This window comes from Sulfitobacter sp. HI0027 (assembly GCF_001634775.1).
GTDB lineage: Bacteria > Pseudomonadota > Alphaproteobacteria > Rhodobacterales > Rhodobacteraceae > Sulfitobacter.
Genome location: NZ_LWER01000046.1, coordinates 44,092 through 63,333 on the forward strand (window position 1 = coordinate 44,092; position 19,242 = coordinate 63,333).

Genomic DNA, 19,242 nt, shown 5'->3' on the forward strand with positions numbered 1-19,242 from the left:
GAGGCAATATCAAGCGTTTACGTCGACAACCACCCGGCCCTTGACCTGCCCTTTGAGGATGTCTGCACCGAGTTGGGGCAAATCGCTGAGACCCGCGGGTTGAACCATCGCCTCCAGCTTCTCCATCGGCAGGTCTTTCGCCACCCGCTCCCATGCGCGTAGACGGTTGTCATAGGGCTGCATGACGCTGTCGATGCCCAACAGGTTTACGCCGCGCAGCAAGAAGGGGATCACCGTGGCGGGCAGTGCCGCGCCGCCCGCAAGGCCCACTGCAGCGACGCTCGCGCCATATTCCATCTGCCCCAAAACACGGGCCAGCATCGCGCCGCCCACAGCGTCGACACAGCCGCCCCATGTCTCGCCCTCGAGCGGGCGTTTGACCGTCTCGTTAATCTCATCGCGCGCGACAATCCGGCTGGCCCCGAGGCTTTTGAGGTAGTCCTCGGTCTCGGGCCGCCCAGTAACGGCTGCCACCTCATAACCGAGATTGGCAAGGATCGCGGTCGCGACCGAGCCCACGCCACCCGCGGCCCCCGTGACCAGCACCGGCCCTTTCTTGATCCCGTGGTCCTCTAACGCCATCACCGCAAGCATCGCGGTGAAGCCCGCCGTGCCCACGGCCATCGCTTGGCGCGTATCCAAACCGTTGGGCAGCGGCACCAGCCAGTCGGCCTTGACCCGCGCCTTCTGCGCATAGCCGCCCCAATGCGCCTCGCCCACGCGCCAGCCGGTCAGCACGACCTTGTCGCCGGCTTTGTACCGCTCGTCACTCGACGTCTCGACCGTCCCGGCAAAGTCGATCCCCGGCACATGGGGATAGTTGCGAACCAGACCGCCGCCGGGCCCAATGCAGAGCCCGTCTTTGTAGTTCACAGTCGAATATTCCACCGCGACCGTCACCTCGGCCTCGGGCAGTTGATCTTCGGTGATCTGGGTCACCTCGGCATGTGTCTTGCCTTCGTCATCTTTGTTCACAATCAATGCATTAAAGCTCATCTTTCATCTCCTTTTCAGGTTTCAATTTGCCGGGCCTCAGGCCCAGAAACTCTCACGCACGGTCACATCCCGCAGGCCCTCGGGTGTCTCAACCTGCAACTGCGTGCCCGGATCCCAATGGGTGATCCGCACCATTCCAATGGCGACATTCACCCCAAAATCCGGCGACCAAACGGTCGAAGTCACCTGCCCCACGCGCTTGTCACCCGCCATCAGCGGCCAAGCCCTGTCACAAAGCGGCACTGGATCGCCCGCAATCTCTAGGGGACGTATCTGTTGTACTGGGCCTTCCTTGGCCACCCGTAGCAGCGCATCTCTGCCGATACAGCCCATCGCGGCATGGGTGTCGCAAAGCTTGCCGAGGCCGCATTCATGCGGGGTGTTATCATCGGTCATGTCATTGCCATAACTCAACAATCCCCCTTCGATCCGCTCTATCAGATTTGGACAGCCCGCGCGCACATCCAGATCGCGCCCCGCCTCGAACAGAGCATCCCACAGTGGCATGGCGATATCCGCACCCTCTGCGTAGATCTCAAAGCCGCCCTGTTTTGAGTAACCAGACCGCGCGATATTCATGGCGCGCCCCTGGAAGTGGAATTTACCGAAACGGAAAAACTTTACCTCCCGCACCGCCGCACCAAACAGGCGTTCCATCAGGTCTTCGGCTTTTGGTCCCTGCACCGCGAGCAGGTTCACATCCGGCTCATCCACCAGCACATCCAAATGATAACCGTTGCATATCCCCTTGGCCCACAACAATAAATCGCTATCGGCAATGGAAATCCACCAGCGATCCTCGGCCAGCTTCACCGCGACCGGATCATTGAGCATACCGCCCGTCTCATCGACGATCGGCACATAGACGCAGCGCCCCGGCGCCACATCGCGCAGATCGCGCGGCGTCAGCATTTGCATCAACCGCGACGCATCCGGCCCCCGTAACTCAACTTGTCTTTCGCAAGCCACGTCCCAGACTTGGACGGCTCTCTTCAAGTGATGGTAATCGGCTTCAGTGCTTTCAAAAACGGTGGGCAGCAGCATCCGGTTATAGACGGTGTAGGCCTTCACGCCTGCCGCCTCTACCCCGGCAGAAAAGGGCGTGCGCCTTATCCGGCGTGAGGGGGAGAGTTCAGCCATCACACGTCCTCCGGCATTAAGATAAGATCGGTCACTGGCGCATCGTACCCGGCGCTGGTCAGCATGGCATGCACCTGCCCCCGGTGATGGGTCTGGTGGTTAAAGAAATGCACGACGGTTTGCGCCAAGGGAGTGGTAACCTCGCGCTGCATGATGCCGGAATACCAAGACAAATCGGCATCCAAAGCCTCCTGTCGAAGGCCTTGGGTCCAATCCTTGATCGCCGCGTCGCACTCGCGCCGCGCGGCGCACCAAGCCATGCCGGTGGGGCAAAGTTCGGTGTCCGGCCCCTCCGGCTTGGGCAAGGCGGGATCAAAACGGGACAACCAGATTTGATCACACCAAAGAAGATGGTTGAGGGTGCCCAAGATCGAGCCGAAAAACGCCTTGCGATCTTGCGTTAACGCATCCTCGTCCATCACCTCAATAACGCTTGCCAACTGTTTGTTTTGCCAGGCGTTATATCGCGCCATTTCCTGAGTATAACCGGGGGTGATCACGCAGCACCCTGCCAATCGATCGCGCAGACCTCAGCCGATTTGCCCCCGAAATCCCAAACCCGCCCATAGTCGCGGACCTTGGATTTCACCCCACGCGCCGCCACGATATTTGGTCCCATCCAGTATTTGGAGTTGGTGATCGTCACCGGCTCACCCGGTTCGGCCCCGGCGAGCAGTTCGATCTCGCCGTTGATCTTCCGGCCGATGTTAATGACACGGCGGTTGCCGTCGCGAATGATCTCAACCGGCGCACGTTCGGCGCCGATGATCTCGCTCACTAGCATGGTAAACAGCCCCGTCGTGCCGCCCGCCGCACCGCTGAAGATTTTCAATAAACCATCATATGCCGCCTCGCTCGCGCGGTCGTCCACATAGGCGGCGACCTTCCAGTTCCCCTCGCCCATACGGCCCGGGATGTCGACCAACAATCCCACGTTCAGCCCTGCCAAATCCTCCCCTTCGAAATGGCCTTCGTCGATCACGATGCCCATCCACGCATGGCAGTGACCTTCGGTCGGCAGATGCGCGCCAAGGCTGACCACGCAGGGGCAGAAGACATCGCAAGAGCAGTTGAGGAATAGCTCGCCTTTTACGGCCCAATTCGCAGGTGTCATCTCTCTGTTTGGCATATTATCCTCCTGTTATTGCGGGCCAACCCGCCACGACGACAGCGCCGAGGATCAGGGTGAAACCCATTGGTTTAGTTATGTAATTTCCGATTTGAGGCAGCTTTTCGATGACCATGAAAAGCGTCGCCAGCCCCATCCAAGCAAGGTTCATCACCCCACCGGCAAAGCCCAGTACCATAAAGCCCCAGCAGCAGCCTGCACAAAAGGTGCCGAGGCCCAATCCCATGCGAAAACCGCCTGCGACACCGGGGCGCCAATGGCCCATGAAATACATCATCGGAGAGTGGCAGACGCCGTGGCAGACCTCCTTGGCGCGGGTAAATTGGAACAGGCCGACGCCCAGTAGCAGCGCCGCCGCAGTCCAGCGCGATTTGGCGATGCCCAGCATGTCGATGACCCCGCCGTGCAAGAGAAGCAATTGCAGCCCTGCGATCCCCGCTGCAAAGGCAAGCCAGACCGCGAAGTAGCCTGCAAGCACCGCCAGCCAGCCCGCGCGGGTGCCGTTGGCCGAGGTCATGAGGTCTTCGTAAGCGCGCAGGGTCGGGACCATGGTCGGGACCATCATCGCAGCCATCATCGCCCCCCACATCGTGAAAAGCGGAAAGAAGCGCGTCATGGGCATATACATATCCATGCCCGGATCCATCTGCCGCATCCGTTCACCCATCGTGCCCGGACGACCCAGCAGATCGACATCCATTTGCATCGCCATGCTGTACATCATCCACCAAGCCGCTAGAATCAGGGCGAAAAACCCCAGCCAAAGTGTTGACCGTACCATGCCCGTCATCGCCGCCCTCCCCTGCGTGCTCTTGTAGATTTAATGTCAGACAATTAAACTCCTCGCAAACACTAATTGTAAGACATATGAAAATCGATCCAAGCAGCCCCGCCGATCTATCGGCTCAAATCGCCACGGCCATTCGCGACGCCATCATCGGCGGGCGTCTGATCGTCGACCAACGCCTGCCATCTGAGGCGGAATTGGCCGAGCAGTTCGAGGTCTCTCGCCCCACGGTGCGCGAAGCGTTGAAGCGCCTTGCCGCGCAATCGCTGATCCGCACGCAGCGTGGGGCCACGGGGGGCGCTTTCGTGAATCGCCTCAGCTTTCCAGATGCTTACGCGCAGCAGATCACCACTTCTACGTTGCTATTGTCGATGAACGCGGTGAGTTTTGAGACCGCCTGCGAAGCCCGCTTCGCCCTAGAGCGCGCCTGTGCCCCCCTCTCGGCAGAGCGGCGCACGGCGGATCACCTTGCCACAATGCGCGCTGAAATCCACCGGCAGGCGCAGGCGGGGCTGACCGATGAGGCGTTTTGCGCGTCCGATGTCGCCTTCCACCGGGCGCTAGTTGACGGCGCGGGCAACCCAGTGCTGAGCTATCAACTCGCGGGCGCGGTCGAAGCCATGCAGCCTTTGATGAATATGATCACCTTCACGGCAAGAGATCGGGCGCGGATCATTGCCCTGCACCAAGACATCGCCAATGCCGCAGAAGCGCAGGACGGCAAAGCGGTAACGGCAGGTTTGACGGCGCTGGAAGCGGAGACCCAAGACCTTGCCCAGAGCGTTTTCGCCGCGCGTGCTGCCCGGAATGCAGGAAAGGCTGGCTGAGAAGTTGCGACTTCACTTATAAAACAATGGGGTGCGCGTGAACCTTGATGTCATTATTTCCCGCCGTCGCACCCCTTGCAATTCACCCATGACGGCCCTACTTTAATCTTGTCCTTCGGGACTATGGACATAAACGCGCTCGTAATAAGCGGTTCGGACCCGGGGGCGGTACCCGGCGGCTCCACCAAACATCCTTCATTTGGGGATCATGGGGCCGAAATAGGATCGACGAACGTCTAAAGGGGTTGCTTTGTTTCGGTGAGATACCACCGTTATCGGTTCAAACTGTACAATTGCAAATGACAATCGTGCTCCAGTTGCGATGGCCGCGTAAGCGGTTTCAGCGACTGAAATCTAAGTCCTTAGGCTTTGCAGCTTAAGGCGGGGTTCGCAGGTACCTGGCAACAGAAACCTGCACTTTTCCCCTCCATCTCCCTGCGATTTCAATTGCTTGAGCGGTGTTCTTGACCCTGCACTTCCGTGCCCCTATCCGTTATGAAACGAAGCCGCTGTGGCTTCTATCGCGCAGGAAGTTCACATGACCCCGCCCAGCTGGCCCGAAATGTTTCGCGTCTTCGGACGCATCGGGCTGATGTCATTCGGCGGCCCCGCAGCGCAGATCGCCGTGATGCACCGTGAGTTGGTCGAGGACCGCTCGTGGCTAAGCGAGCAGACCTACCTGCGGGCGCTCTCACTCTGTATGCTGTTGCCCGGACCGGAAGCGATGCAGCTGGCGACCTATGCGGGCTGGCGTCTGCGCGGTGTGGCTGGCGGGCTGCTCGGCGGATTGCTTTTCGTGGTGCCGGGGGCGGCATTCATCGCTGTGCTGGCTTTGCTATATGGGTGGTATGGGCGGTTGCCCCTTGTGCAGACGGCTTTTCTCGGCATCAAAGCCGCCGTCATTATCGTGGTATTCCAAGCGCTTCTGAAAGTTTCTTCAAAGGCGTTGCATGGGCGTCTTGGCTGGGCGCTGGCCTTTGGGTCGTTCATCGGCATTTTTGTTCTGGGCTTGCCATTTCCACTGATCATTCTGCTGGCCGGTGCCATCGGGATGTTGACCAAAAGCCCCACTGCGGTGGCCGAGCCGGCAAATCTGCCACCTGCGCGCAGTCTGCGCACCCTGCTGATCTGGGGCGGGCTTTGGGCCGCGCCGCTTGTGCTTTTGGCGCTGCTGGGTGAGGATTTTCTGCTGCAACTCGGCCTGTTCTTCTCCAAGCTCGCTGTGGTGACCTTCGGCGGCGCCTATGCCGTGCTGGCCTATATGACCCAGACGGTGGTTCAGGACTTCGGTTGGATTAACACGGACCAAATGATTGACGCGCTCGGCTTGGCCGAGACGACGCCCGGGCCACTGATCCTTGTTACGCAATTTGTCGGGATGCTGGCAGGCTTTGCCCAAAGCGGCCCGTCGGGCGCGTTCGCTGCCGGGCTGCTGGCGCTTTGGGTGACTTTCACGCCGTGCTTTTTGTGGATTTTCCTTGCAGGCCCGTATCTTGAGACGCTTTCTGAACAGCCGCGCATCGCGGGGGCGCTGCGGGCCATCACGGCGGCAGTGGTGGGGGTTATCGCCAATCTCTCGGTCTGGTTTGCGCTGCATGTGCTGTTTGATCGGGTCGCCCCTGGGGTCACCCTCGCCCTGCCCGCGCCGGTTTGGGCAAGCTTCAATCCGCTGGCCGCCGCGCTCACCCTATTGGCCGCTGTGCTGATGCTGGCGCTCAAGCGTGGTTTTGTCGTCACGATGATCCTGCTCGCGGTGCTTGCTCTGCTCCTTCGCGCGATTTAGCGCCGCGCCCCCTTTCACTCGCCTGTGAATGGGGTATGCTGACCCCTGCCCATCGCCCGGACCGGAGAGAAGAATGAGCCGCAGCATTGATTACGGCAACCTGATGCACGAAGCCATGCGCGGCTTGATCCGCAGGGTCTTGCAGGATGTATCGGACCAAGGGCTGCCGGGGAATCACCACTTTTTCATCACCTTCGACACCTCGCACCCGGATGCGGAATTGGCCGATTGGCTCTCAGACCGTTATCCCGATGAGATGACCGTGGTGATGCAGCACTGGTATGACGGGCTTGATGTTGGCGCAGATGGCTTTGCTATCACGCTAAACTTCGGCGATGCGCCCGAGCCGCTTTATATTCCCTACGACGCGATCCGCACCTTTGTGGACCCGTCGGTTGAGTTCGGCCTGCGGTTTGAACAGCAGGAAACCGAAGAAGAAGACGAAGATCGCGACGAGGCCACGCTTGACCAAACCGATGAGGAAGAGCTGGAAGTCGCGGAAGAGCCCGCCAAGGACGCCGAGATCGTCTCGCTCGATTCCTTTCGGAAGTAGCGCAGGATTGGCCGTTAGCGCCATCCCTGCATTGCGCAGACCGTAAGGCGCAGGTACACCGCTGGGCAACGATAAGTCACAGCAGGAGCCACAAAATGGCCGATACCCGCACCGAAACCGACAGCTTTGGTCCGCTCGAAGTTCCTTCCGATAAATATTGGGGCGCGCAGACGCAGCGCTCGATCATCAACTTCCCAATCGGCTGGGAAAAGCAGCCCATCGCCATCGTGCGCGCGCTTGGCGTGATCAAGAAGGCCTGCGCGCAGGCCAATGTGGCACAGGGTTCGCTTGATGAGGACCGCGGCAAGGCGATCGTTCAGGCCGCTGGCGAAGTCTTCGAGGGCAAATTCGACGACAACTTCCCGCTGGTGGTCTGGCAGACAGGTTCCGGCACCCAGTCGAACATGAACGCTAATGAGGTCATTGCCAATCGCGCGATCGAACTGATGGGTGGTACCATCGGGTCCAAAGACCCGGTGCACCCGAACGATCACTGCAACATGGGCCAGTCGTCAAACGACACTTTCCCCACCGCCATGCATATCGCCACGGCGATGACGGCGCGTGACGTGCTGCTGCCGGGGCTGGAGAAGCTGCACGGCGCATTGCAGAAGAAAGTCGAGGAATTCGACGGCATCATCAAGATCGGCCGCACCCACACGCAGGATGCGACGCCTCTGACGCTGAGCCAAGAGTTCTCGGGCTATACCCATCAGGTCGCCATGAGCATCGCGCGCGTGCGCGACGCGCTTGGCCGCATCTATGAACTGGCCCAAGGCGGCACCGCCGTTGGCACCGGGCTGAACACCCAAAAGGGCTGGGCCGAAACCGTGGCGCATAACATGGCCGAGATCACCGGCCTGCCCTTCGTCACCGCGCCGAACAAGTTCGAGGCGCTCGCCGCCCATGACGCGATGGTCGAGATCTCCGGCGCGCTGAAAACCGTCTCCGCCAGCCTGTTCAAAATCGCCAATGACATCCGCCTGCTGGGGTCCGGCCCGCGTTGTGGTCTGGGCGAGCTGATCCTGCCCGAGAACGAACCGGGCTCGTCGATCATGCCGGGCAAGGTCAACCCGACCCAGTGCGAGGCGCTGACGCAAGTCTGCATCCACGTGATGGGCAATGATGCCGCTGTGGGCTTCGCAGGCAGCCAGGGGCATTTCGAATTGAACGTTTATAAGCCAATGATGGCCTATAACGTTCTGCAATCCATGCAGCTTTTGGGTGACGCGGCCTCGGCCTTTACCGATAATCTGGTGGTCGACCTCAAGGCCGATGCGGACCGGATCGAAAAGCTGATGCGCGAGTCGCTGATGCTGGTAACCGCGCTGGCCCCCGAGATCGGCTATGACAATGCCACTAAGGTCGCCAAGACCGCGCATAAGAACGGCACCACGCTCAAAGAAGAAGCCATCGCACTGGGCTTTGTGGATGCCGAAACCTTTGAACGGGTCGTGCGGCCCGAAAATATGATCGGACCAAAATGAGTGCGCCCATCAACCTTAACAAGGTGAAGAAAGAGCGGGACCGTTCGTCTCGCAAAGCACGCGCGAATGAAAACGCCGTGGGTTTTGGCCAGACCAAAGCGCAGAAAGACGCGCCGAAGGCCCGCGCCGAACAGATCGCCCGCAATCTGGAAGCGCATAAGCGCGAGACATGAACGCGCGGCCCCGCAAACACTCGGTGACCCTTCGGGGTCACCGGACATCAATCTCTCTCGAAGATGAATTCTGGGATGAGTTCCGCGCCATTGCTGCCACGCGGGGGCTGCCGATCAATGCGCTGGTGACTGAAATCGACGCGGCGCGGGGGCTGGACATCGGGCTTGCCGGGGCAATCCGGTTGTTCGTGTTGCGCGCGTTAAAAGAACGTTTACCAAAAGCAGATTAGCGTCGGGCCATGGCCCTCGTATCCCCTCTCTCACCCGCCGCTTGGCTGGATGATATATTCGCATCTAAGGCGGCTATTCGCGGACAGGTTATTCGACGTAAAGCGCGCGATATCGAAAAGTTCGTCGGTCGCCGCGAATTCGAACGCGAGTTGAAACGTCGGGGTTTCCAAGCGGTTGAGAACGCCGGACAGGTCATCATATTTTGCAATAGAGAACCCATCCGGCGGATCGTGTAGCCGTTTTCTTTTAAAGAAAACGGCCACGGAATTTTCAAAAAATTCCGATTTAGCAGATCGACGCTTGGTAAATCTTCTCGATGTTCTGACCAAGCGCCTCGTTGAACTCCGCATCTGTCATCTTGACGTTCAGCCCTTCAGTCAAAGCGCGCGAGAAGCTGGCGATCATGGTGCGGTTCTTGCCCAGCCGTTCGCAGGCTTCCGCCGTGGAGTAGCCGCCCGATAGCGCAACGACGCGCAGCACGTTGGCGTGGCCGGCCAGTTCGTCATATAGACCAGCCTTTTCAGGAATCGTCAGTTTCAACATCACCATCTCGCCCTCGGGCAGCGCGTTCAGGTTCTTTTCAATCTCTCCGCGCAGGATCTCTTCGGCCTCTGCCTTCGTGTCGGAGTTGATGTTCACCTCAGGCTCAATGATCGGCACCAGCCCGGCAGCGCAAACCTGTTTGGCCAGTTCGAACTGTTGCGCCACCACGGCGGCGATGCCGTTCTCGTTGGCCTCGTGAATGACCGAGCGTTCCTTTGTGCCAAAGATGCCGTGTTTCACCGCGCGGGCCAGCAGGTCGTCGATCTCCATGATCGGCTTCATCATCTGCACGCCGTTGTTGGTTTCCTCCAACCCCTTGTCGATCTTCAGGAAAGGCACCACGCCCCGGTCTTCCCACAGGAGCTGGGCGACGGGTTTGCCGTTGATGCTGTCATCCATCGTGCGCTCAAAAAGGATCGCGCCGATTACTTTCTCGGAGGTGAAATCGTCGGCCAGAATGATCCGTGCCCGCATGTCGTGGACGGCTTTGAACATTTCTGCGTCGCCGTTGTAATCCGACGGTTCCACGCCATAGAGGCTCAGCGCCTTGGGGGTGGAGCCGCCCGATTGATCGAGCGCCGCGATGAAGCCTTTGCCGCTGTTCATTTGCTCAAGTTGCGCCTTGTCGTAGCCCATGTCACCCACGTCCTATTTTGATTCCGTTCGCTGCGTTTCTAATTGAAACGCAAAGCCGATGATAGAAGCTAGCGCCTTGATAGCGCTAACCAAATGCCCTTATCTGAACGGACGGTCAAATGTGCGACTGGCACCGGCACGCGATCAGGCTGGGCGGTCACGTGAAAGTCTCGCAGGATACGCGACAGGATCAGGGGCCCTTCGACCATGGCAAAACCCGCGCCAGTGCAGACCCGTGGCCCGGCAGAGAATGGGATAAAGGCGTCGCGCTGGCACTGCTTTCCGTTTTCGGTCTGCCAACGGGTTGGGTCAAAACCATCGGGATTGTCCCAAAGCCGTTCATGCCGGTGCAGGTGCCACGGGCTGAGCACAAGTTGCGCCCCCTTTCTCACCTTTCGGTCGCGAAACGCTTCGGGGCAGCGGTTCTCGCGCACCATCATCGGCACGGGTGGATAAAGCCGCAGCGTCTCCCGAAACACATCCCGGCTAAGTTTGAGTTTTGACATCACGGGGAAATCACAGGTCTCAAGCGCCTGTGCCTCTTCCGCCAGCCGCTCCTGCCATTCGGGATGGGTGGCCATGAGATAGAGCGCCCAAGCCAAAGCCGAGGCGCTGGTTTCATGCCCCGCGAGGAAGAAGATCGCGACCTGATCAACCATCTCCTCGGTATCGAAGGTCTCGCCTGTTTCGGGGTCGGCCTGGGTCATGATCTTGGTGGCTAGGTCGTCGGGCGCGGTGCGCGCTTTGATCTGCCTCATCCGCTCTTGGGTCAGGTCCGTGATCAGCGCCCTGATGCGCGCGGCGCTGGCCCGCGTGTCGCGCCGAAACAGGCGCGGCATCCAGCGCGGCAGCGGCAGAAGCGCTCCAAGGTTCAGGATCGGTTGGCTGCGCTGGTAATTGCGAAACTCATCAAAGACCGCCCGGGCAACCTCATGTTCGATCGGCAGAGAAAAAAGCGTGCGAAAGATCACATCGGCTGCGGCGTGGCTGGTCTCGGCTTCGATCTCGACCACCTGCCCCGCCTTGCCTCCCAGCCGTGTGGCAGCGGCCTCTGCTGCGTCCCACATCGCCGGAAAAGTCTCGCGCAAGCGGCCGCCCTCAAAGGCGGGGTCGATGATGCGGCGCTGGCGTTTCCATGTCTCGCCGTTGGTCAGAAAGACAGAGTTGCCCAAGAGCGGGCGCAGCCCCTCGCCGATTCGGTCGGATTTCGGAAAATCCTCGGGGCGGTCTTTCAAAACGGTCTTCACCAGTTCGGGCTGGTTCATCAGGTAGCTGCGAAAGAACGGCGTTTTAAATTCCGCCATCCATGCTCGGTAAAGCCGGGCGGGCTGGGCCGAGAGGATGTCGGCGCGAAACAGTTTGGCATAGCGCCAGAGCGACACACGGTCGGGCCGCGCGGGGGGCTTGGGCGGTTGGGTCATGCGGCGACAGAGGTGTATTTGCTGACCGCGTGGTCGATCCGGGATTTCGACGCGGGCCGCCCGTCATAGCGCGCGGCCAAGGTCTGTGGCCCGGCGGTGATTTGGAAATAGTCATAGTCGCGCGGGCGGTCAAAGGCGCAGAGATACTGGAAATGCAGCCGAAAGAACCGCCAGCGCAGCGCCTTCCAGCGGGTGGGGCTAAGCGTTTGGGTGAAGGCAGCCGAAAAGACCAGCGGCCAGCGTTTCCCCTCAGGCGCCACGCCAGAGACCGAGACCGGATCGCAAAGCGCAAAGGCGCAGCCATCGCCGGGGGCCGTCACGTCGACCCATGCCAGTTCCTCGCGGGTTGAGAGATAGCGCAGGTCGCCTCGCAAACGCTCGGCCCGGGGCAAGAAGGACACCATTGGCACCACCTGCCCGAGCGAGAGAAAACCCAAGGCAGGCCCGCGCTCGGGCACCCTGCCCGCACGGATCAGATCGGCCAGTACCGAGACGCCCAGATGCGCCCCGGATGAGTGGCCGACAACCAGTACCTCGTCGACATCCTCGGTCAGAGCAGCGGCGATGTCATTGCCAAACTGCGCCATGCGGGCTTCCAACTCCGGCGGGTTCGCGCCCCGCGTGGCGGCGGAATAGGCGTAGTCATGCATCAGGTAATAGGCGAAAAACTTGCCGTCTTTCTTTTTAAACCAGCGCAGCAGCGCGATGCCCAGCCCAGTGCCCACTGCCGCGAAGGCGAGCCGCGCCGCCCGATGGTCCGTCACCATTTCAAGGGCGCGATAGGTCAGCAGGCCAAGCGCCACAGCCAGCAGCGCCTGCACAATCAACATCCCCACCGGATAAAGCGCCGCAATAACCGGCCCCTTGCGCAGGCGCATCAGCCGCCAAAGCGCGCCGGAGCCGATGTAGACCCAAGCGGTGCGCAGCAACTGCCAATAGGTCGCGGGGATCGAATTGCTCATGCTTTCGCGCACGATGTCGGACCAGACCAGCACTTCGACCTGCGAGGTCACCTGATGACCGTCGATTCCAGCGTTAATGCGCCAGCCGTAATTGCCCTTGCCCGCTTTTGGTTTCAGCGAAATCTCATAGCCCGAAATCGCGGCCTGCGCCGCGCCCTCCTTGCGGTAAAGCTCACGGTAGCGGCGCGGGTGAATCGGATCGTAGCCGGGGATGTAGAACACCCGCCGCGTTTTCACCGTCTTTGCCTGCCCTGTGCTCACCATGCCCGCCCTCTTCTTCGGCATAGTCTAGCCGCAATTCGGGGCAAGATTAAGGCTTAACCTACGGTTGCAAGGATCGGAAAGGTCTCAAGCAGCCAGAAGGAAAAGGCGGTGAATGCGCCGGTCAGCAGCGCCAGACCAACAATCACCAGCAGGCCCCCCATGATCCGCTCGATCAGCTTCATATGCGGTTTGATCCGGTTCATCAGCGTCATCGCGCGGGTGATGAACATCGCGGCCAGCAAGAAGGGAATGCCAAGCCCCGCCGCATAGACGCCCAGCAAGAGCGTCCCGCGGGAGACGGAGGCCTCGCTTGCTGCCAGTGACAAGATCGCGCCTAGCTGTGGCCCGATGCAGGGGGTCCAGCCAAAGGCAAAGGCCAGCCCCAAGACATAGGCGCCGAAACTCGACCCGCCCTTGTCGCCCGCGTCCATCCGCGCCTCTTGATCGAGAAACGGAATGCGAAAGAGCCCGATGAAATGCAGGCCGAAGACAATAATCACCACACCGGAAATTTTAGCGAGAAGCGCCTGATTCTGTAAAAAGAACATCCCAAAGGCCGAGGCGGTGAAGCCCAGTAGGATGAACACAGTGCTCAGCCCCAGCACAAAGAACAACGCCGCCACGACCGCCCGCCGCCGTGCGCTGGATTGGCTGGACATGTCATTGATCGACACGCCCCCCATATAGGCCAGATAGGGTGGCACGATGGGCAGCACGCAGGGCGACAGGAAACTGAAAATCCCGGCAACCAGAGCGATGATCATGGCCGGCAGGATCCCGGCGTCGATGAGGCTTATATCAAACATGACCAACTCCTAGACCGACAACGCCCCGGCGTCACCTGTCATATTGTCACAAGATCGTGGACCTCGGGATTGGCTTGGATTAACTGGTCTTATGAAGATCGAAAAACTGGATGCCACGGGGCTTCTGTGCCCCCTGCCCGTGCTGAAAGCACGCAAACGACTGGCGGCCCTCGCGCCGGGCGATCAGCTTCATATGACGGCCGATGATCCGGCCGCGGTGATCGACGTGCCACATTTCTGCGTGGAAGCCGGTCATGCGCTGACCGAAACCCGGACCGAGGGCGCGGCAGAGCTTTATATCATCACCAAAGGTGGCTGAGCCGGACCCGGCCGGAACGCGCGCTTCAACCCTACGACAGAATCGAAAACGGCGGGCCTGAAAGCCCGCCGTTTCCTTTTATATGTCGTGGCTTAGCTGCCCAGCGACCACCAGCCCCGGCGTTTTGGCTTGGGCTTTTCGGCGGGTTGCTCTTCCACCTTTTCGGCCACCGGCTCAGGAGCCGTTTCGGCAGCGGGCGCTTCGGCTTCCACCGGCTGGGCCGTGGGTTCGGGCTGCGGCTCAGGCTGCGGTGCTTCCGCGACAGGTGTGGCCGTTTCCGGCGACGGGGCCGCGATCGGCGCTTCGGTCGGCAGTGCGTCGGCCATCGCCTCGGGCGTGGCTTCGGCAACCGGCTCGACCGGCTTGGCTTTGGCCCGGCTCCGGCGCTTGGGTTTTGGCGCGGGTGCGGCCTCTTCCTCGGTCGCCACGGCGTCTGTTGTCACCGTCTCTTCTGCCGCTTCCACCACGGGCTTTTTGGTCCGGCGGCTGCGCTTGGCCTTGGGCTTGGGCGTCTCTTCTCCTTCGGCTTCGGCACTGACCTGTGGCGTTTCGCCTTCTGCGGCGGCAAGCGCTTCGGGCGCGGGTTCCGCTTCGGGGGCTAGTTCGGCTTTGGGCTTGCGCGACCGGCTGCGGCTTTTTGGCTTGGGCTTTTCCTCGGCGGCGGGCGCGGCGTCGGTGTCGGCCTGCGCTGCCTCCGCTTCTACCGGTTGGGCTTTATCGCCTTCGTCCGGCTTCGCCTCTTCCTGCTGCTGACCACCGTTCTGATCGTCTGCACCATTCTGCTGCTCGCCATTGCCATTGCGGCCACGGCCACCACGGCTGCGACGACGACGGCGGCGGCGTTTGGATTTGCCCTCGCCCTCTTCACCATTGCCGTTGCCATTCCCGTTTCCGTTCTCGGATTGCGGGGCCTCCTGTGCGGCGGGTGCCTCTTCCACTTCGGCCTCTGCGGCGCTCTCATCCTCGTCGATCTGATCCATCAGCGATGTATCGACCGAAACGACGTGATCCGAGACGGGCGGCACGGTGCGGGTGGCAGTCTTGAACTTCTCGATGTGGTAATCGGGGCTGACCAAGGTTGGGTCGCCTTCGATCCGCACAGACATGCCGTAACGCATCTCGATATTGGCGATATGCTCACGCTTTTGGTTCATCAGGAAGTTGGCGATGCCCACGGGGGCGCGCACCAGCACTTCGCGCGAACGGCGGCGGGTGCCCTCTTCTTCGATCTGGCGGATGATCGACAGCGCGAGGTTGTCGTCCGAGCGCACAAGACCGGTGCCGTGGCAGGCGTGGCAAGGCTGGGTCGTCGCCTCGATCATGCCGGGACGCAGACGCTGGCGCGACATTTCCATCAGGCCAAAGCCCGAGATGCGGCCCACTTGGATGCGCGCGCGGTCGGTCTTGAGCTTGTCTTTCATCATCTTTTCGACGGCGGCGTTGTTCTTGCGCTCATCCATGTCGATAAAGTCGATGACAATCAGGCCCGCGAGGTCACGCAGACGTAGCTGACGCGCCACTTCGGCGGCAGCCTCAAGGTTGGTCTTGGTCGCGGTCTGCTCGATCGAACCTTCCTTGGTGGCCCGACCAGAGTTCACGTCAATCGCCACCAGCGCTTCGGTCACGCCGATCACGATATAGCCACCCGAGGGCAGTTGCACCGTGGGGTTGAACATGCCCGAGAGGTAGCTCTCGACCTGATAGCGCGCGAAGAGCGGCAGGCTCTCGTTGTAAAGCTTCACGTTCTTGGCGTGGGACGGCATGATCATTTTCATGAAGTCCTTGGCAATGCGGTAGCCGCGCTCGCCCTCGACGTGGATCTCGTCAATCTCGCGGTTGTAGAGGTCACGGATCGAGCGTTTGATCAGGTCGCCTTCTTCGTAGATCTTGGCGGGCGCGATGGACTTCAGCGTCAGCTCGCGGATCTGCTCCCAGAGGCGCTGGAGGTATTCGTAATCGCGCTTGATCTCGGCTTTGGTGCGTTTCGCGCCGGCAGTCCGAACAATCAGACCAGCACCCTTGGGCACTTCGATCTCAGTCGCGATTTCTTTAAGTTTCTTACGGTCAGCCGCATTGGTGATCTTGCGCGAAATGCCGCCGCCACGGGCGGTGTTGGGCATCAGCACGCAGTAGCGACCAGCAAGGCTGAGGTAGGTGGTCAGCGCCGCGCCCTTGTTGCCGCGCTCTTCTTTGACAACCTGCACCAGCAGGATCTGGCGGACCTTGATGACTTCCTGAATCTTGTAGCGGCGCGGGCGCGGTTTGCGCACGAGGCGGATGTCTTCGCTGTCATCTTCGTCGGCGACGGATTCGATGGAATCGTCTTTCGCGGTGGCATCGCTGCCTTTGTCGTCTTCGCTGTCGGCATCGTCGGCCTGAGCCTCGCTGGCGTCAGCGTCATCGGACGTAGCCACAGCCGTTTCATCTGCCTTGGCAACCTCGGTTTCGGCTTCGCCGTTCTCAGGCTCTTCGACCGGCGTTTCCGCGACCCGCTCCATGGGCGAGCTGCCCTCTTCGCTGTCGAGATCGACGGTTTCCATACCGGCGATTTGATCGCTGTTGTCGTCAGCGACTTCTGCTGTGACCACGGCATCATCGCTGTTGGTCTCAGCCGCTTGGCTTTTCGACCGGCTGCGCGACCGGGAGCGAGTCCGCTTGGGCTTTTCGTCCTCGTCGTCCTTGGCCGCCTGCGCTTCGGCATAGGCGCGTTCTTCCTCCAGCAGCGCCTGACGGTCGGCCACGGGAATCTGGTAATAATCGGGGTGAATTTCCGAGAACGCGAGGAAGCCATGACGGTTGCCGCCATAATCTACAAAGGCCGCCTGAAGCGACGGTTCAACCCGTGTAACCTTGGCTAGATAGATATTGCCGGCAAGCTGGCGTTTGTTTTCTGATTCAAAATCGAATTCTTCGACCTTGTTTCCGTCCACGACCACAACGCGAGTTTCCTCGGCGTGGGTGGCATCGATAAGCATTTTCTTAGACATAGATCCATTATGCACAGCACCCGCGCACGGAAGGCCCCTGGCGGGGCATCGGGCTGGGAGGTGTGACTTGTCAGGGCGATGGAGGACGCGGCAACAGCAGGGCCACGAATGGCCCCCATCTGTCTGCTCTGAGCATCTGCGCGCGTCATCGCGGTTCTTCTCCGATGCGAGGGCCTTTGCGCCTCTCCCATCCATTAATTAGCTGTGCTTCGGTTGGGCTAACCCTCGCGAATATCAGCGGTTCTTCGGCCGTTTCCGGCCCAATCGGTCTGCTGGCCCCCCGGTGTCGGGCTGGCACGGCAGCGAAACTGTCAAAAGTCACCATACGCCAGTCGGGCGTTACAGGACTTATCCGGCTAGTTAAGGGCTTTAAGGGGTGAAACACAATGGTCAATCGAATGAGCAACAGTCAAATGCGGTTTATCTCGGGTCGGTTGACAAGGCGCATGGGCTTGGAAACATTCAGACTGTCGCCGCAAGGATCGCTGGGCGGCACCACAGAATTGCTTTGCCGCCCCCGCGGCCCAGAGTTTCAAAGGACCGCTTCATGCAAATATTCCTGCGCCCCGCGCTGTGTCTGACCCTTCTGGGCCTCGCCGCCTGTGATGAAATTGCCGTGGCCGATAATCCGGCGGCGCTGGCCGAGTTGCGCGGGCAGAAAAGCTGTGTGGCCGCGGTGACCCAGCAAACCGGCGCGGCGGGTGTCGCCGTCAATACAACACGCCCTGTGGTGGAGCTTTATCGTCATATCGTTGACGTACCCGGCGGCGCGAGTTGGTCCTGCATCACCGATCCGAATGGCAAAGCGGTCGAGATTGCAGAGCAGCGCAGCGGTTAAGCCGCGCTGCTTAAGGGACGTGGTCAGAGGTAATCTGACCGCTGCAACCCGTATTTCGCCATCTTCTCGTTCAGCGTCCGGCGTGGCAGGCAAAGCTCGTCCATCACGCTGGCGATAGAGCCCTTGTGGCGGCGCATGGTGTTGTCGATCAACATGCGCTCGAACGCCTCGACATATTCCTTGAGCGGTTTGCCTTCGGTGGTCATCACTGGCTGCATCTCGTCATGGTCGCTCATCAAGAGGGAGGCGATGGTGCCCGAGCCGCGGCGCGATTGCAGCACGGCACGTTCGGCCACGTTAATCAGTTGGCGCACGTTGCCGGGCCATGGCGCCTGCAAGAGCTGCGCCGCCTCCTGAGCGGAAACCTGAGGCGCCTCGCAGCCGTATTCATCCGCGAACTGATCGCTCAGCCGGGTGAAGAGCGTCAGAATATCCTCACCACGCTGGCGCAGCGGCGGCACGGTGATGCGGAGCGCTGCCAAACGATAAAACAGATCTGAGCGCAGCGCGTCTTCCGAGGTGCGCCCGGCTTCTTGCAGGTTCGAAATAGCGACGATTCGTGTCTCTGCCGGGGTGCCTTGTTCGTTGATGGCGCTTAACAGCCGCGCCTGCAGGCTTTCGGACAGGGCTTCGATGTCTTCCAACACCAATGTCCCGCCGCGCGCTTCTTCGATGGCGGGCAGTTGCGCGTCTTCGGGCTGCATCGGGCCGAACAGCCGCTTGGCGAGCGCGTCTTCCTCCAGAGCACCACAGGAGACGAGGACAAATTTCTTGCCCGCGCGGCTGCCAACAGCGTGCAGCGCATGGGCCACGAGGGTCTTACCGGTCCCGGTTTCTCCGTCGATCAGCACATGCCCATCGGCCTGCCCCAGATCGAGGATATCTTCGCGCAGGCGTTCCATGACGGGCGATTGGCCGATGAGCTTTTTCATCAGCTGGCCGCCGTCCGACAGCTCACGCCGCAGGGCGCGGTTGTCCATCACCAGCCGCCGCGCGTTGGTGGCCTTTTTGGCCAGTTCGCTCATCCGGTCGGGGTTAAAAGGTTTTTCAAGAAAGTCGAAAGCGCCGACACGCATCGCTTCGACCGCCATCGGCACGTCGCCATGACCGGTGATCATGATGACCGGCAAAGCCGAGTCGCTGCCCATCAGCTTTTTCAGGAATTGCATCCCGTCCATGCCCGGCATTTTGATGTCGGAGATGACGATGCCCGGATAATCCGGCCCCAAAGTCTTTAGCGCGTCTTCGGCGCTGCCGAAGGTTTCCGTGTCATACCCCGAAAGGGCCAGCCATTGGCTGATCGACTGCCGCATGTCCTGTTCGTCGTCTACAATCGCGATTTTCATTGCCTGAGCCATGC

General features: G+C 60.6%; 20 protein-coding genes and 1 other RNA gene. 9 read left to right on the forward strand and 12 right to left on the reverse strand.

Going from position 1 to position 19,242, the window contains the following annotated elements:
* Positions 1-9 precede the first annotated feature (9 nt).
* Genes acuI through A3722_RS03015 form a run of 5 tightly spaced genes read right to left on the reverse strand, consistent with a single transcriptional unit; the run spans position 10 to position 4,055 of the window.
* Positions 10-996, reverse strand: a complete 987-nt coding sequence (gene acuI, locus A3722_RS02995) for an acryloyl-CoA reductase (protein ID WP_067624713.1) — start codon at positions 994-996, stop codon at positions 10-12.
* A 36-nt stretch (positions 997-1,032) separates the two neighbouring features.
* On the reverse strand, positions 1,033-2,136 hold the full coding sequence (locus A3722_RS03000) for a dimethylsulfoniopropionate demethylase (RefSeq protein ID WP_067624710.1): 1,104 nt from the start codon (positions 2,134-2,136) through the stop codon (positions 1,033-1,035).
* Positions 2,136-2,609: a DinB family protein gene (locus A3722_RS03005; RefSeq protein WP_067624706.1), complete on the reverse strand. Its 474-nt coding sequence runs from the start codon at positions 2,607-2,609 to the stop codon at positions 2,136-2,138. Before A3722_RS03005 ends, A3722_RS03000 begins: the two co-directional genes overlap by 1 nt.
* A 23-nt stretch (positions 2,610-2,632) precedes the next feature.
* A complete protein-coding gene (locus A3722_RS03010) occupies positions 2,633-3,265 on the reverse strand; it encodes a DUF1326 domain-containing protein (RefSeq protein WP_067624702.1) in 633 nt (210 codons plus the stop codon).
* A 1-nt stretch (position 3,266) separates the two neighbouring features.
* A complete protein-coding gene (locus A3722_RS03015) occupies positions 3,267-4,055 on the reverse strand; it encodes a DUF2182 domain-containing protein (RefSeq protein ID WP_067624699.1) in 789 nt (262 codons plus the stop codon).
* Between the two features lie 77 nt (positions 4,056-4,132).
* Between A3722_RS03015 and A3722_RS03020 the strand changes: the two genes are divergently transcribed.
* The 7 genes from A3722_RS03020 (at position 4,133) to A3722_RS03050 (ending at position 9,105) form a co-directional block, all read left to right on the forward strand.
* Complete coding sequence (locus A3722_RS03020) at positions 4,133-4,879, forward strand: FadR/GntR family transcriptional regulator (protein ID WP_067624696.1); 747 nt, start codon at positions 4,133-4,135, stop codon at positions 4,877-4,879.
* A 71-nt stretch (positions 4,880-4,950) separates the two neighbouring features.
* Positions 4,951-5,298, forward strand: a transfer-messenger RNA (tmRNA) gene (gene ssrA / locus A3722_RS03025).
* A 119-nt stretch (positions 5,299-5,417) separates the two neighbouring features.
* Positions 5,418-6,662, forward strand: a complete 1,245-nt coding sequence (chrA, locus tag A3722_RS03030) for a chromate efflux transporter (protein ID WP_067624693.1) — start codon at positions 5,418-5,420, stop codon at positions 6,660-6,662.
* Positions 6,663-6,735: 73 nt separating this feature from the next.
* On the forward strand, positions 6,736-7,215 hold the full coding sequence (locus A3722_RS03035) for an SspB family protein (RefSeq protein WP_067624690.1): 480 nt from the start codon (positions 6,736-6,738) through the stop codon (positions 7,213-7,215).
* Positions 7,216-7,310: 95 nt separating this feature from the next.
* Entirely contained in the window at positions 7,311-8,702 is a 1,392-nt protein-coding gene (gene fumC, locus A3722_RS03040) for a class II fumarate hydratase (RefSeq protein WP_067624687.1), read from the forward strand.
* Positions 8,699-8,875, forward strand: a complete 177-nt coding sequence (locus tag A3722_RS03045) for a DUF4169 family protein (protein ID WP_067624684.1) — start codon at positions 8,699-8,701, stop codon at positions 8,873-8,875. The genes fumC and A3722_RS03045 overlap by 4 nt, the downstream gene beginning before the upstream one ends.
* Entirely contained in the window at positions 8,872-9,105 is a 234-nt protein-coding gene (locus A3722_RS03050) for a ribbon-helix-helix domain-containing protein (protein ID WP_067624681.1), read from the forward strand. Before A3722_RS03045 ends, A3722_RS03050 begins: the two co-directional genes overlap by 4 nt.
* 30 nt (positions 9,106-9,135) lie before the next feature.
* Here the strand turns inward: A3722_RS03050 and A3722_RS25165 are convergent, their stop codons facing one another.
* The 5 genes from A3722_RS25165 to A3722_RS03075 form a co-directional block, all read right to left on the reverse strand.
* Positions 9,136-9,369, reverse strand: coding sequence for a hypothetical protein (locus tag A3722_RS25165; protein WP_161487424.1), 234 nt, complete (start codon positions 9,367-9,369; stop codon positions 9,136-9,138).
* 22 nt (positions 9,370-9,391) lie between these two features.
* Positions 9,392-10,285, reverse strand: a complete 894-nt coding sequence (locus tag A3722_RS03060; protein WP_067624675.1) for a fructose bisphosphate aldolase — start codon at positions 10,283-10,285, stop codon at positions 9,392-9,394.
* Between the two features lie 68 nt (positions 10,286-10,353).
* Positions 10,354-11,706 (reverse strand): cytochrome P450, encoded by a 1,353-nt coding sequence (locus tag A3722_RS03065; protein ID WP_067624672.1) that lies wholly within the window; start codon positions 11,704-11,706, stop codon positions 10,354-10,356.
* Entirely contained in the window at positions 11,703-12,932 is a 1,230-nt protein-coding gene (locus A3722_RS03070) for a hypothetical protein (protein ID WP_067624669.1), read from the reverse strand. Before A3722_RS03070 ends, A3722_RS03065 begins: the two co-directional genes overlap by 4 nt.
* A gap of 53 nt (positions 12,933-12,985) precedes the next feature.
* The gene (locus tag A3722_RS03075) at positions 12,986-13,738 is read right to left on the reverse strand and encodes a cytochrome c biogenesis CcdA family protein (RefSeq protein ID WP_067624666.1); all 753 of its coding nucleotides are present in this window, start codon (positions 13,736-13,738) and stop codon (positions 12,986-12,988) included.
* A gap of 91 nt (positions 13,739-13,829) precedes the next feature.
* Here A3722_RS03075 and A3722_RS03080 point away from each other — a divergent pair, with 91 nt between their 5' ends.
* Positions 13,830-14,057 carry a sulfurtransferase TusA family protein gene (locus A3722_RS03080; protein ID WP_067624663.1) on the forward strand — a complete coding sequence of 76 codons (228 nt, stop codon included), beginning with the start codon at positions 13,830-13,832 and terminating at the stop codon, positions 14,055-14,057.
* Positions 14,058-14,149: 92 nt separating this feature from the next.
* Here A3722_RS03080 and A3722_RS03085 read toward each other — a convergent pair whose 3' ends face one another.
* Positions 14,150-17,044 (reverse strand): Rne/Rng family ribonuclease, encoded by a 2,895-nt coding sequence (locus tag A3722_RS03085; protein WP_067624660.1) that lies wholly within the window; start codon positions 17,042-17,044, stop codon positions 14,150-14,152.
* A 547-nt stretch (positions 17,045-17,591) separates the two neighbouring features.
* Here A3722_RS03085 and A3722_RS03090 point away from each other — a divergent pair.
* Positions 17,592-17,882 (forward strand): hypothetical protein, encoded by a 291-nt coding sequence (locus A3722_RS03090; RefSeq protein ID WP_067624657.1) that lies wholly within the window; start codon positions 17,592-17,594, stop codon positions 17,880-17,882.
* Positions 17,883-17,905: 23 nt separating this feature from the next.
* On the opposite strand, the gene A3722_RS03095 is transcribed toward A3722_RS03090, so the two are convergent.
* Complete coding sequence (locus A3722_RS03095; RefSeq protein ID WP_067624654.1) at positions 17,906-19,240, reverse strand: sigma-54-dependent transcriptional regulator; 1,335 nt, start codon at positions 19,238-19,240, stop codon at positions 17,906-17,908.
* Positions 19,241-19,242: the final 2 nt, after the last annotated feature.

Bases quoted from the DNA above. Each gene is read 5' to 3' on its own strand.
- acuI (WP_067624713.1), bottom strand. From the start codon at position 996: ATGAGCTTTAATGCATTGATTGTGAACAAAGATGACGAAGGCAAGACA.
- A3722_RS03000 (WP_067624710.1), bottom strand. From the start codon at position 2,136: ATGGCTGAACTCTCCCCCTCACGCCGGATAAGGCGCACGCCCTTTTCT.
- A3722_RS03005 (WP_067624706.1), bottom strand. From the start codon at position 2,609: ATGGCGCGATATAACGCCTGGCAAAACAAACAGTTGGCAAGCGTTATT.
- A3722_RS03010 (WP_067624702.1), bottom strand. From the start codon at position 3,265: ATGCCAAACAGAGAGATGACACCTGCGAATTGGGCCGTAAAAGGCGAG.
- A3722_RS03015 (WP_067624699.1), bottom strand. From the start codon at position 4,055: ATGACGGGCATGGTACGGTCAACACTTTGGCTGGGGTTTTTCGCCCTG.
- A3722_RS03020 (WP_067624696.1), top strand. From the start codon at position 4,133: ATGAAAATCGATCCAAGCAGCCCCGCCGATCTATCGGCTCAAATCGCC.
- chrA (WP_067624693.1), top strand. From the start codon at position 5,418: ATGACCCCGCCCAGCTGGCCCGAAATGTTTCGCGTCTTCGGACGCATC.
- A3722_RS03035 (WP_067624690.1), top strand. From the start codon at position 6,736: ATGAGCCGCAGCATTGATTACGGCAACCTGATGCACGAAGCCATGCGC.
- fumC (WP_067624687.1), top strand. From the start codon at position 7,311: ATGGCCGATACCCGCACCGAAACCGACAGCTTTGGTCCGCTCGAAGTT.
- A3722_RS03045 (WP_067624684.1), top strand. From the start codon at position 8,699: ATGAGTGCGCCCATCAACCTTAACAAGGTGAAGAAAGAGCGGGACCGT.
- A3722_RS03050 (WP_067624681.1), top strand. From the start codon at position 8,872: ATGAACGCGCGGCCCCGCAAACACTCGGTGACCCTTCGGGGTCACCGG.
- A3722_RS03060 (WP_067624675.1), bottom strand. From the start codon at position 10,285: ATGGGCTACGACAAGGCGCAACTTGAGCAAATGAACAGCGGCAAAGGC.
- A3722_RS03065 (WP_067624672.1), bottom strand. From the start codon at position 11,706: ATGACCCAACCGCCCAAGCCCCCCGCGCGGCCCGACCGTGTGTCGCTC.
- A3722_RS03070 (WP_067624669.1), bottom strand. From the start codon at position 12,932: ATGGTGAGCACAGGGCAGGCAAAGACGGTGAAAACGCGGCGGGTGTTC.
- A3722_RS03075 (WP_067624666.1), bottom strand. From the start codon at position 13,738: ATGTTTGATATAAGCCTCATCGACGCCGGGATCCTGCCGGCCATGATC.
- A3722_RS03080 (WP_067624663.1), top strand. From the start codon at position 13,830: ATGAAGATCGAAAAACTGGATGCCACGGGGCTTCTGTGCCCCCTGCCC.
- A3722_RS03085 (WP_067624660.1), bottom strand. From the start codon at position 17,044: ATGTCTAAGAAAATGCTTATCGATGCCACCCACGCCGAGGAAACTCGC.
- A3722_RS03090 (WP_067624657.1), top strand. From the start codon at position 17,592: ATGCAAATATTCCTGCGCCCCGCGCTGTGTCTGACCCTTCTGGGCCTC.
- A3722_RS03095 (WP_067624654.1), bottom strand. From the start codon at position 19,240: ATGGCTCAGGCAATGAAAATCGCGATTGTAGACGACGAACAGGACATG.